Raw genomic sequence first — 12,066 nt, 5'->3', positions numbered from 1 at the left:
AGTTGCGTAAGTCCTGCTGTTAATGAAACAAAACCAAAATAACCATAAGAATCTGTAATACGCTCTTTTTCTTCTGGTGTAATCATATCCCAACAAACTATAAAGTTAGTAACAATAAAAGGATGATTATATTCATCTGTTGGTGAAAAAGTATATTTATATTCTAATCCTCTATGGACTTTATCTTTTAAACTATTTTCCTCCAAAGGTACTGCGATACTATCAAGACCAACTCCAGAAAATGTACGTGGACGCATCCATAAATTAGAATGAGGTAAATCCAAAGTTACTAAATGAGCAAACATTGTATATAAAGCACCTACCCAATGCTCTTCACCTATTTCTGGTTGGATTATCCACTTATCTTTTAATTGTTCTATATTAGTTACTCTAAATCTGCACCTTTTCTGAACACTACTTTTTAATTTATCTAGTTTCTTTTGATATGCTTCTAATTTCTCTTCCTGATTTTCTTGAGTTAATCTTTCGATAAATTCTTTAAATATAGGAATTTTCGTTTTTGCTTGATCTAGGAAGTCTTTTACTTTTGCGATAAATAATTCATCTTTTAATATTTGTCTTGAGCTATCAGTGAGTGAGTTTCTATTAGTTACAACATCAAAGCTCCCATTTATAATTAATAAGTAATGTGATTGAGCTTTACTATCAGCTAATAAATTATAATCTTGCAAATAACTACTTTCAAAAATCTCATTATAAACACAGATTCTCACGCCTTCTGAGGAAATAAATACTCCTCGTTGATCTGATAGTTTAATACCTGATCTTGTACTGCCTTTTCTATCTAATTCCTGATATTTCTTTAAAGCTCTTCTATTACCATCTATTGCTAAAACTATACAGTATGTTGTTTCTTCATAGGAAAAAGTCGAACAATAACGAGCATAAAAATTCCCATCATTAAGTCTTGATATTTGGGATAGAGTTTTAATTTTACTTTCTTCAGAACTATCTGGTTTTTCAAGATAAGGATATCCAGTGTCTACTTCTTGCAAACTATATTTTATTCTTTTTTTCGACCAAAGATATAATTTGCAGTCATCATTATATCCTATTGTTTTACTAAATGAATTAGCTTTGCTATGATGAAAACCTGTAACATCTGGATATGATCGGATATTTTGGCTGTTTTTTGTTATCTGGCATAATTTCGCTCTCTACTAATGAATTTATTCAATGTGCAAACTATATTAGGATTTTATGCATAAGCATATTCATTGTCAATGATACTTAATAAAAATTAAATACGTACACCTAAACGAAATCTCATGAATCTTCAGTTTTATCATTATAAATATCCTCTTCTGGATTATTCTACTCGGTAAATCCTGTTTTTGCTAGTTTCATAAACTCTTTCATTTCCAGATATTTTCTAAGTTTCTTCAATTAATTCATTAATTTCTTCTTGTTTGACATTCATTCATTAATTACATTCCGGAATCAAGAATTTCTATTGTTTCATTAATGCTTGAAAACCTGCTTGAATAAAATGCCTATCAAAAGTTAATGCTTGGGTAATTTCATGTCTTTTCATCACCACAAAAGAAATACAATCGACTAAACCCCAAGATTTATCTTGATGTTTTTTGTATAAACTCAATGCTTCATCAAATAAATCAGTATTTAAACGAATAACTTCAACATCATCAGATTCTAGAAAACTTTCAATTAATTCAACTGCTTCATTTTTATAATTATTTGATAAAGCATTACCAACTTCTAAAAAAACTGCATCAGTTGTAATCAAAGGATAACTTTCGTATTCTTCAGATAATTCTAAGGCTTTTTGATGATATTGATCTCGTTTATTAATTAAAGCAACAAAAAACCAAGTATCTACGAAAATTTTAGTCCTCACTTACATCTCTCCCAAAACTAATTGCAAGTTTAACCGAAAAATCTTCAGGAGCATCAATAGATATTTGTCTTAATTTAGACATTATACTAGGCTTTTTAACAGTATTTTCTGCACTACCTAATTGTTCAATTAATCCATAAACTTGATTAAGTTCTTCTTGAGTTAAATTTTCTAATTTTTCTTGAATTATTTGTTTTGTAACCATAGTAAATTACCTAGAATAAAGATTCTATTCAAAATTATAATCTATAAATTGTTTGTTTTTGACAAATTCGTTTACCAGTAACTCCTGTAACAATTCCCTTACAATAAAATAATAATGAAAGCAAGACATTACAGGATCACAATCTAAACCATGCTACAAGAATATCGTCAACAGGTTGCCGAGCGCGCCCAACTGGGTATTCCTCCCTTATCGTTAGATGCAGTACAAACATCAGCATTGTGTGAATTACTGAAAAATCCACCCACAGGCGAAGAAGAATTATTGTTAAATTTATTACGCGATCGCATTCCCCCTGGAGTAGATCAAGCTGCTTATGTAAAAGCTGGATTTCTGACTGCGATCGCTAAAGAAGAAATTACCAGTCCCTTAGTTTCACCAGTTGACGCAGTAGAATTACTGGGAACAATGATTGGTGGTTACAATGTCCAATCCTTAATTGATTTACTCCAAGTTTCCAGCACCTCTGTATCAACAGCTTCAGAAACACCCTTGGTAATGGGAGGAGAAGGAAGAGAACAAATCGCCGCTTATGCAGCCAACGCCCTCAGCAAAATTATGCTGGTGTATGATGCGTACCATGATGTTTTGGAATTGTCGAAAACCAACCCCTACGCCAAACAAGTGGTAAACTCTTGGGCGGAAGCTGAATGGTTTACTTCCCGTCCTACATTGCCAGAATTTATCACCGTTACCGTTTTCAAAGTTCCCGGAGAAACCAACACCGACGACCTATCACCGGCAACCCACGCTACAACCAGACCAGACATTCCATTACACGCATTGGCGATGTTAGAAACTCGTCAACCGGGAAGTTTAGAAACCATTGCAGAGTTAAAGAAAAAAGGACATCCTGTTGCTTACGTCGGTGATGTTGTTGGTACAGGTTCTTCGCGCAAGTCTGCAATCAATTCTGTATTATGGCATTTGGGCAATGATATTCCCTTTGTACCAAACAAACGGGCTGGGGGTTATATTTTAGGAAGTGCGATCGCACCTATCTTTTTTAACACAGCCGAAGATGCTGGTGCATTACCCATTCAATGCGATGTCAGCAAAATGGAAACCGGTGACGTAATTACCATTTATCCCTACAAAGGAACTGTTCTCAATGCCGCAGGAGAAGTAATTTCCACCTTCAGCCTCAAACCTGACACCATTTTAGACGAAGTTCGCGCCGGTGGACGTATCCCCCTGCTAATTGGACGGACTCTCACCGACAAAACCCGTCAAGCATTAGGTTTAAAACCCAGCGATTTATTTATCCGTCCCCAATCCCCCACCGACACCGGCAAAGGCTTCACATTGGCTCAGAAAATGGTCGGTAAAGCCGCTGGTTTGCCAGGAGTACGTCCGGGGACATCTTGCGAACCAATCATGACTACAGTGGGTTCTCAGGACACTACAGGACCAATGACCAGAGATGAATTAAAAGAACTGGCTTGTTTAGGTTTCAGTGCAGACTTAGTAATGCAAAGTTTCTGTCACACCGCAGCCTATCCCAAACCTGTGGATATTAAAACCCATCAGGAATTACCTGACTTCATGTCCTCTCGTGGTGGCGTGGCTTTGCGTCCCGGTGATGGTATCATTCACTCCTGGTTAAACCGGATGTTATTACCCGACACAGTGGGTACAGGTGGAGACTCCCATACCCGCTTCCCATTAGGAATATCCTTCCCTGCGGGTTCTGGTTTAGTGGCCTTTGCTGGTGCATTAGGTGTAATGCCTTTAGATATGCCAGAATCAGTTTTAGTCAGATTTACAGGAGAATTGCAACCAGGAATTACATTGAGAGATATTGTGAATGCAATTCCTTATGTGGCTATGCAAAAAGGTTTGTTAACTGTCGAAAAGCAGAACAAGAAAAATGTTTTTTCTGGCAAGATTTTGGAAATTGAAGGTTTACCAAATTTGAAAGTTGAACAAGCTTTTGAATTAACCGACGCTTCCGCAGAACGTTCTTGTGCTGGTTGCACAATTAAGTTAAGTGAAGAAACAATTGCGGAATATTTACGTTCCAATATTGCTCTGTTAAAAAATATGGTAGCACGGGGTTATAGTGATGCCAGAACTATCATGCGTCGCGTGGCAAAAATGGAGGCATGGTTAGCCAATCCTGTATTATTATCAGCAGATGCAGATGCTGAATATGCAGAAGTAATTGAGATTGATTTAAGCCAAATCACAGAACCAATTGTAGCTGCTCCTAATGACCCAGATAATGTTAAGTTATTATCGGCAGTTGCCAATGATCCTGTACAAGAAGTTTTTGTGGGTTCTTGTATGACAAATATCGGACATTATCGAGCAACTGCGAAGGTTTTAGAAGGTGCTGGTGAGGTGAAAGCGCGGTTATGGATTGCACCACCTACAAGAATGGATGAACATCAATTAAAAGTAGAAGGTGTGTATGATGTTTTTGTAGGTGCGAATGCGAGAACTGAGATTCCCGGATGCAGTTTATGTATGGGAAATCAGGCGCGAGTTGATGATAATACAACTGTGTTTTCTACTTCGACTCGTAATTTCAATAATCGCATGGGTAAAGGCGCTCAAGTGTATTTAGGTTCGGCGGAATTAGCAGCGGTTTGTGCGTTGTTGGGAAGGCTTCCTAATGTGCAGGAATATTTGGAGATTGTGGCGGAGAGAATTCATCCTTTTGCTGATGATTTGTATCGCTATTTGAACTTTGATCAAATTGCTGGTTTTCAAGATGAGGGTAGGGTGATTAGTAAGGAGGAACAGGCGGCTTTGGTATAATTTAGGTTAGGGTGAGTCTGGATGGACTCACCTGAATATGTTATAATTTACATTTTATGGGGAAGAGTCATTTTAAGAAAGCAATATCATCTTTAGAAAGATCGTGTTTCTGTATATTTAGCCGATGTCAAAAAAATGTTACTATAATATCAATGAACTTAAACTAAGGAGGAAAATGGCAAAGGATATCTACCATAATGCGGTTAAAAATGCTTTAATTAAAGATGGCTGGAGGATTTTAGCTGATTCTTATTTTTTACAATACGAAGATGCCCAACTTTACGCTGATCTACTTGCTGAAAAAACGTTATTAGCTCAACAAAATAATCGTACCATTGTTGTGGAGATAAAAAGTTTTATTAATCCTTCTCCGATGAGGGATTTTGAATTGGCATTAGGACAATATATTGTATATCGTGATATTTTAGATTTATCTGAAAAACATTATGCCATTTATTTAGCTGTTAAAGACACTGTATTTGAGAGCTTTTTTCAAAGAAAATCAGTTAAATCTATTGTTAAACGTCATCAGGTAGAGTTTATTGTTTTTAATAACGAACAGGAGGAAATTGTATCATGGATAAGCTCACAAGATATGGAGAAATAATCAAAAAAATCTTAACAGAATATTATCAAATTGTTGAAAAAGCTCCTGATTTTCACCCGGAAAATTGTTTAATTTTTGATGACAATAATCATCATTATTTTTGGCGTAGTATTGATTGGGTTAACAAAAAAAGAGTTAATAATACTCATATTTACGTTCGTATTAAAAATCAGAAAATTTACATTGAGGAAGATTGGACTGAGGAAGGTATTGCAACGGAGTTATTAAGGGAAGGTGTACCAAAAGAGGATATTGTTTTGGCTTTTCATGATCCTGAAACTCGTAAGTTTACAGAGTTTGCTATTGCTTAATACTTTCTCTTGATCCTAAATTTAATCTATAGGGAAACAAAAATAAACTTTTACACAGTTGTTCTCAGACAAAGTTCTGGTTATTGGGTGGGGTTGTGCTTAGAAAATGGTATTGTTGGACAGGGAGATACTCAAGAAGATGCAGTTAATAAATTAAAGGACGCAATTGAATCTTTTGCAGATGTTTATGAATCAGAAGAGAATATTTATAAATCTGCTATTTCTATAGATGAATTACATGAATTTTTGTTAGTTGAAGAAAAGGAACACTTGGTTTTACCAATGAAGAGATTGAAAGTTTGTTAAAGTAAATAATAATGTTGGGTTTTGTACCTCAACACAACCTATAAATAAATATAAATCTTTTATTAAATGAGGGTTTTATATTTTATAATATTTTAGTTTACAACATCATTTTAAATTAATATGTCTACCGAATCAGAATCAAAATCACCATTTCAGCAAATTGCATAACGTTGTCAAGAAGCAAATATTCACATAGCGCAATACAATCAAGAAAATATTGATCACGGATTTTTGATCGAGTTGAAATCTGGAGAAGATACTGTTTTCATTCCAGTTCATGATGAATCGAGGGCAAAATTACTTCTAGAAGACGATATTCATTTTGAAAAAGTTAATTGTATTAGTGGTTATTATGCCTATTATGTTTAGGGAGCGATCACCTTTTTAATTTTATGCTAACATTAAATTAAATCTAAATTTAGTGCAGAGTCACCAACCATGATTAATCTCAGTCAAGATATTCAATCCCTCTCAACCTTCAAACGCAACACCAATGAACTCATTAACCAGATGAAAGAAACCGGAAATCCTCTGATTTTAACAGTTAATGGTAAAGCAGAATTAGTAGTACAAGATGCCGCATCTTATCAAAAAATCCTCGATCATATCAAACAATTAGAAACAATAATTGAGACTAAAAAACAATTAGAACCGACAAAAAGCAATAACCAAAAAGCACTGGAATTATTAAAAATTTGGGAACAAGAAGGAGATGAACAAGAACAAACAGAAACTTTAGAGTATTTATCTATCGCTTTTTGGTTGTGGTTTTGTGAGTGCGATCGCTTATTTTAAGATAATGGAAGTGCAATCACTGTTTGATGTGGGTAGTATGAAGTGCGATCGCCTTACCATTTGATATAATTATAAAAATAGACTTAATCCATTAAACAGTATCAAATAAATGAATCACCAAACTACCTTTCAAGAAATCGCATCTCAAGTACAATTATTCCAGAGTATAGAACAAAAAGAGACATTTATATTTGTACTCGGTGCTTTAACATCCAGGTTAATTAGTTTACATAAAGCAGCCGAAATCATGGAAATGGATACAGAAATATTTTTGAAAGTTTTAGAATTAATGGGAATAGATTTTTCATATCTTACTTTTGAAGATATCGCTATAGAAAAAAATTGGTAAGCATGATGAAAATAGTATTTAACTCTTCCCCTTTAATTTTCCTATCTCGGTTAAATTTCCTAGATTTATTCCTGACAAACGAGGCTCAATTTTTATTACCAGAAAGTGTTAAAGAAGAAATCAGTGCTAAACAGGATCAATCATCTGGACATATTAATACACTAATCGCTGAGAATAAATTATTAGTCCAAAAAGTACAATTAGTTTCTTTAGCTAATAGCTGGGAGATACTCAAGAAGATGCAGTTAATAAATTAAAGGAAGCAATAGAATCTTTTGAAGATGTTTATGAATCAGAAGATAATATTTATAAATTTCCTATTTCTATAGATGAATTATATGAATTTTTGTTAGTTGAAGAAAAAGAAAAACAATCATAAATCTATGAATTGAGGAAGGTTTATGCCTAAAAATATAGTTACAAGAATTAAAATTAATCACTTTACAGGTTTGATTTTCACACTTTCACAGGCTGGAAGCCTGTGCCACTTAAACTTGCGATGCAAGAAGAGCAAATTTTACTGATTCTAATTAATATTGTTCAATAGTAAATTTTCCAGTGGATAAATTATCAATTAGTTTGCATAAAGCAACGGCAATTATGGAAGTTGATACAATGTTCTCGAAAGTTTTAGAATTGATGGGATAAATATTTCATGTTCAGGATATTCCTATAGAGAAATCAACTATCAATTAACTATGAAAATACATAAGAAAAACTAATTTCGCCGGGGGGGTAGAGTTATTATTACTTATATATCATAACTTTGAAGATATTTTAGGGAACAATTAAAATATAACTTTTATTAGCTTTGGATGTTATTTTTTGTGTGCTTAACGCGCGATCGCTCTTTGATTATAGACATTATTTAAAAATCTAATAAATAAGATACGTTCAATGAACGAAGAAGACAACTTGAAGTTGATTATCATCATATTCCCCCCTCATGCTACTGAAGAACTGTACTTTTATGACCCCAATGGGTTTATGATTAAAATTCGTTGTGATCCTAATTAACTCCAAATATGGAAAAAGTTTTAAAAGTCATTGCAGACGTAATTACTAACCCCCCAATTCCCCATGAACCCCATAAACAATCCTTAAAAAATTGGGCGATGTATTGCTTACGGGATAGAGGTTTTATAGTTGTTTTTGCCCAAAATGCTGACTTTGCAGTGCAGTTTAAAAACGGTGACAAATTCTATTTTAAAGTTACCAATCAAGCTGATGATTTAGCTAATGATATCAACTGGATAGTTTGGGATGGTGTGAATAAAACCACCAGTTTGATTCCTCAAGTATCCAGTTATCATCAATAACCGTAGGGTAGGCAATTTTGCCCACCCCATGCAGATTTTACACAGTTATTTAATTTCCTTCCCGTAACTTATCCAAAACACCGCGATCCTCTAAGGTCGAAGTATCACCAGTCACCTCCTGACCCGCAGCCAGATTCCGCAACAACCGCCGCATAATCTTCCCAGAACGGGTTTTTGGCAAAGCATCAGTAAACCTGATTTCACCCGGACGAGCGATCGCCCCAATCTCATTGGCAACGTGCTTCTTCAGTTCCTTACTCAACTCCTCACTGGCTTGATAAGTTCCCTCCAAAGTTACAAAAGCCACAACTTCCTCACCTTTCAAATCATCCGGTTTACCCACCACAGCCGCCTCAGCTACCGCCGGATGAGACACCAAAGCCGATTCCACTTCCATCGTCCCTAAGCGGTGTCCAGAGACATTCAGGACATCATCCACGCGCCCCATGACCCAGAAATAGCCGTCCTCATCTTTTCTTGCACCATCGCCGGCAAAATACGTATAATTACCATCTTGGGGGGGAATATGTTCCCAATAGGTACGACGGAAACGATCAGGATCACCGTACACAGTCCGCATCATTCCCGGCCAAGGATGACGAATGGCTAAATAACCACCTTCGTTATCAGGGACAGAATTTCCATCTAAATCTACCACATCCGCAATAATACCAGGGAAGGGGAGAGTAGCTGAACCAGGCTTAGTCGCAATTGCCCCAGGTAGAGGTGTAATCATAATCCCACCAGTTTCCGTTTGCCACCAAGTATCCACAATGGGACAACGTTCACCACCAATGATTTTGTGATACCACATCCAAGCTTCGGGGTTAATGGGTTCACCCACACTTCCCAGTAATCGCAGAGAAGAAAGATTACGTTTATTAGGATGGTGTTCACCCATTTTGATAAAGGCGCGAATTGCTGTTGGTGCAGTATAAAAAATATTAACGCCGTATTTCTCAATGACATCCCAAAAACATCCAGGATTAGAAGCACGGGGCGCACCTTCATACATGAGAGTGGTTGCACCGTTGGAAAGTGGTCCATAAACAATGTAGCTATGTCCCGTAATCCAACCTACATCGGCAGTACACCAATATACATCAGTATCCTTGAGATCAAAAATCCATTTGGTGGTAATATGGCTGTATAAGTTATACCCACCTGTGGTATGGACTACGCCCTTCGGTTTGCCCGTACTACCGGAAGTGTAGAGAACAAACAGCATATCTTCACTGTCCATAGGTTCAGCGGGACAATCGGCAGACACGCCTTTTTGTAAATCGTGCCACCAATGGTCACGTCCTGCTGCCATCTGTGTTTTTTGATTTGTGCGCTTGACAACTAGCACATTTGTAATGCTGGGAACTCCATTATTTTCTAAAGCTTTGTCTACCTGTTCTTTCAGGGGGACAATCGCATCCTTGCGCCAACCCCCATCGGCTGTGATTACTAACTTGGCTTCGGCATCATTCAAGCGATCGCGCAAAGCTTCAGCACTAAAACCACCAAAAACAACGCTATGAGGTGCGCCAATTCTCGCACAGGCTAACATAGCAATGGCAGCTTCGGGAATCATCGGCATATAAATACCAATGCGATCGCCTTTTTTTGCCCCCAACTGCTTTAATACATTCGCAAACTGGCATACTTCCCGATGCAATTGGGCATAAGTCAGAGTCCGTGAATCTCCCGGTTCACCTTCCCAAATCAACGCCGCCTTATTTTTCCGCCAAGTAGTGAGATGTCTGTCAAGACAGTTATAAGAAATATTTATCTTCCCATTCACAAACCACTTAGCAAACGGCGGCTGCCAATCTAGCACCGTGTCCCATTTTTGAAACCAATGCAACTCAGTTTCTGCCAAGTCCGCCCAGAATTGCTGAGGATCGGCTTTGGCTTGATCGTAAAGACGCTGATAATCTGCTAAACTTTTAATCTGGGCATTTTCTGAAAAATCACTGGTAGGGGGAAATAGCCGCTTTTCCTGTAAAATGGATTCTATAGTTGGTTGAGACATAATGATGGATGCAAACAATATTGTGACTGAAAACTATTTTTAACGAAGTTGTGCCAAAAAACTTGAGATTTTCGTAAAGTTGCGTTAAGTGTAAAGATTATTTACTGATATGCTAATCTAGTCCTCCTCCAATACGACAATTAATTAACGCTAAATTGTTCAGTCCGCCGTAAGATAAAATAATGATAATGTTTTTAACAACCTTATTTACCGATTTAGTAGGATATAAATCCTTAGATGTCATGTTAGTATTTTACAATAGGGTATAGTTTGGAAGCCAAGGAAATTAAAGATAAACTCAATTTATTAATCGAGCAAGCCGCTGAAATAGATCCAAATCTCACGACAAAATTAAGAGATATTAACCGTTGGATTAAACACATCAAGCTTGGTTCGCTGATATCCAAACCCATCGTTGTTGCTTTTTTATTAGAAGTAATTACGGATTCTAAGGTTTGGTTAGCAATTAAGTCTTTACCTTCAGAAGAAGATAAAAGATTACAGTTTTAACAAATGACCGCTAATGAAAGGTATTGGTACGGTTATCTGTTCCCTAAATGGATTAATGCCACAGACACCAAATTTTATATTTGGAAGAAAAAAATGATGGCGGGGGAGTTTAATCAGGCTGATAGTGATATCATTAAATATATAGCTCAGGATGTTGTTCACCGGGAAGGTGATTTTTGGCGGCGTTATATAGCTGACCTTTCCATGGCGACAGACCTGATTGTTAGCAATCACCAAAATAAACCACTCTGTATTCAAGTTACCAGTGTCAGTGAAGAATTTCATAACACCAAGTATCAAAAGTGGCAAAATTCACTGGAATTGTGGGAAATAGAAAGAGGCTTATTCTTAAGTTATAACCCCCAAGACAATGATTTTATCCATCAGTTAGTCAATGTTGCCCTGTATAACAGTGATCATCTTGCGGAAGGGAAGTATGTGAATTTTTCCTGATTCCCGAATATTGAAATCGAAATCTGTGTCCTAGCTAACATCATTAATCCGCTGAAAACACCATTTATGGTTAACCAACAACAGACTAATAATAGCGCTCAACTCGAAAACCTGACAGAAGCGTTAGCAGCAGCCCGGAATATGCAGCAAGATTGGTTAAATTATGGACTAAATTTTGTTCATATTTATGTAGAAGATGTGGAAGGTGATTGGCTAGAAACTTGGGGTGATGATGAAATATCCAATCCTTTATTTGATGCAATTAAAGACTTTTTAGTTAGTGATGATGATGTCGCCATCAAAATTAGAAAATATGTGGGAGACACATCCTTGTTCGATTTAGCCGTAGATTTAGAAGAATGTTTAAGAATTTCTAGGGAAAATGATAAAAAATCTGCTGTCAAAGATGTATTAGCAAGTGATATTGATATTGATGATCTAGAATTATTGGATTTAGCTAATAATTTTGTAGATAAGTGTTGTCAAAAGAATTTAGAAACGAGAATTGTGGAAGTATAGTTTTGGAGAGTT

13 protein-coding genes and 1 pseudogene are annotated in these 12,066 nt (G+C 36.2%); 10 read left to right on the top strand and 4 right to left on the bottom strand.

The genetic code is table 11. The features are described from left to right. The 3 genes from CA730_RS24815 to CA730_RS03370 form a co-directional block, all read right to left on the bottom strand. Positions 1-1,016, bottom strand: a 1,016-nt coding sequence (locus CA730_RS24815; protein ID WP_172891153.1) for a hypothetical protein, incomplete at its 3' end; no start/stop codon positions are given. Positions 1,017-1,471: 455 nt separating this feature from the next. Beyond that, on the bottom strand, positions 1,472-1,879 hold the full coding sequence (locus CA730_RS03375) for a type II toxin-antitoxin system VapC family toxin (RefSeq protein ID WP_096663977.1): 408 nt from the start codon (positions 1,877-1,879) through the stop codon (positions 1,472-1,474). After that, a complete protein-coding gene (locus CA730_RS03370; RefSeq protein WP_096663974.1) occupies positions 1,869-2,084 on the bottom strand; it encodes a hypothetical protein in 216 nt (71 codons plus the stop codon). The genes CA730_RS03375 and CA730_RS03370 overlap by 11 nt, the downstream gene beginning before the upstream one ends. Before the next feature lie 150 nt (positions 2,085-2,234). Between CA730_RS03370 and acnB the strand changes: the two genes are divergently transcribed. From acnB to CA730_RS03330, 8 genes are all read left to right on the top strand, one after another. Then, positions 2,235-4,865 carry a bifunctional aconitate hydratase 2/2-methylisocitrate dehydratase gene (gene acnB, locus CA730_RS03365; RefSeq protein ID WP_096663971.1) on the top strand — a complete coding sequence of 877 codons (2,631 nt, stop codon included), beginning with the start codon at positions 2,235-2,237 and terminating at the stop codon, positions 4,863-4,865. Between the two features lie 175 nt (positions 4,866-5,040). Next, a complete protein-coding gene (locus CA730_RS03360) occupies positions 5,041-5,472 on the top strand; it encodes a XisH family protein (protein ID WP_096663968.1) in 432 nt (143 codons plus the stop codon). After that, positions 5,442-5,783, top strand: coding sequence for a XisI protein (locus CA730_RS03355; protein WP_096663965.1), 342 nt, complete (start codon positions 5,442-5,444; stop codon positions 5,781-5,783). The genes CA730_RS03360 and CA730_RS03355 overlap by 31 nt, the downstream gene beginning before the upstream one ends. A gap of 87 nt (positions 5,784-5,870) precedes the next feature. Then, on the top strand, positions 5,871-6,089 hold the full coding sequence (locus CA730_RS03350) for a hypothetical protein (RefSeq protein WP_231939962.1): 219 nt from the start codon (positions 5,871-5,873) through the stop codon (positions 6,087-6,089). Between the two features lie 438 nt (positions 6,090-6,527). Beyond that, positions 6,528-6,884, top strand: coding sequence for a type II toxin-antitoxin system prevent-host-death family antitoxin (locus CA730_RS03345; RefSeq protein WP_096663959.1), 357 nt, complete (start codon positions 6,528-6,530; stop codon positions 6,882-6,884). A gap of 109 nt (positions 6,885-6,993) precedes the next feature. Further along, positions 6,994-7,233, top strand: coding sequence for a hypothetical protein (locus CA730_RS03340; RefSeq protein ID WP_096663956.1), 240 nt, complete (start codon positions 6,994-6,996; stop codon positions 7,231-7,233). Between the two features lie 2 nt (positions 7,234-7,235). Further along, entirely contained in the window at positions 7,236-7,490 is a 255-nt protein-coding gene (locus CA730_RS25080; RefSeq protein WP_197705496.1) for a hypothetical protein, read from the top strand. Between the two features lie 768 nt (positions 7,491-8,258). Next, the gene (locus CA730_RS03330) at positions 8,259-8,552 is read left to right on the top strand and encodes a hypothetical protein (RefSeq protein ID WP_096663953.1); all 294 of its coding nucleotides are present in this window, start codon (positions 8,259-8,261) and stop codon (positions 8,550-8,552) included. A gap of 49 nt (positions 8,553-8,601) precedes the next feature. Here the strand turns inward: CA730_RS03330 and acs are convergent, their stop codons facing one another. Next, positions 8,602-10,572 (bottom strand): acetate--CoA ligase, encoded by a 1,971-nt coding sequence (acs, locus tag CA730_RS03325; protein WP_096663950.1) that lies wholly within the window; start codon positions 10,570-10,572, stop codon positions 8,602-8,604. A 270-nt stretch (positions 10,573-10,842) separates the two neighbouring features. Here acs and CA730_RS03320 point away from each other — a divergent pair. After that, positions 10,843-11,535, top strand: a pseudogene (locus CA730_RS03320) (hypothetical protein). Between the two features lie 66 nt (positions 11,536-11,601). Next, positions 11,602-12,054, top strand: a complete 453-nt coding sequence (locus tag CA730_RS03315) for a hypothetical protein (protein ID WP_096663947.1) — start codon at positions 11,602-11,604, stop codon at positions 12,052-12,054. Positions 12,055-12,066 lie beyond the last annotated feature (12 nt).

Origin of the sequence: Dolichospermum compactum NIES-806, from assembly GCF_002368115.1 — a bacterium.
GTDB lineage: Bacteria > Cyanobacteriota > Cyanobacteriia > Cyanobacteriales > Nostocaceae > Dolichospermum > Dolichospermum compactum.
Note: the sequence above shows the minus strand (reverse complement) of the source record. Positions and strands in the feature narration are given on the sequence as shown.

Excerpts from the sequence above, each read along its gene's own strand:
- CA730_RS03370 (WP_096663974.1), bottom strand. The coding sequence starts at position 2,084 with ATGGTTACAAAACAAATAATTCAAGAAAAATTAGAAAATTTAACTCAA.
- acnB (WP_096663971.1), top strand. The coding sequence starts at position 2,235 with ATGCTACAAGAATATCGTCAACAGGTTGCCGAGCGCGCCCAACTGGGT.
- CA730_RS03360 (WP_096663968.1), top strand. The coding sequence starts at position 5,041 with ATGGCAAAGGATATCTACCATAATGCGGTTAAAAATGCTTTAATTAAA.
- CA730_RS03355 (WP_096663965.1), top strand. The coding sequence starts at position 5,442 with ATGGATAAGCTCACAAGATATGGAGAAATAATCAAAAAAATCTTAACA.
- CA730_RS03345 (WP_096663959.1), top strand. The coding sequence starts at position 6,528 with ATGATTAATCTCAGTCAAGATATTCAATCCCTCTCAACCTTCAAACGC.
- CA730_RS03340 (WP_096663956.1), top strand. The coding sequence starts at position 6,994 with ATGAATCACCAAACTACCTTTCAAGAAATCGCATCTCAAGTACAATTA.
- CA730_RS25080 (WP_197705496.1), top strand. The coding sequence starts at position 7,236 with ATGATGAAAATAGTATTTAACTCTTCCCCTTTAATTTTCCTATCTCGG.
- CA730_RS03330 (WP_096663953.1), top strand. The coding sequence starts at position 8,259 with ATGGAAAAAGTTTTAAAAGTCATTGCAGACGTAATTACTAACCCCCCA.
- acs (WP_096663950.1), bottom strand. The coding sequence starts at position 10,572 with ATGTCTCAACCAACTATAGAATCCATTTTACAGGAAAAGCGGCTATTT.
- CA730_RS03315 (WP_096663947.1), top strand. The coding sequence starts at position 11,602 with ATGGTTAACCAACAACAGACTAATAATAGCGCTCAACTCGAAAACCTG.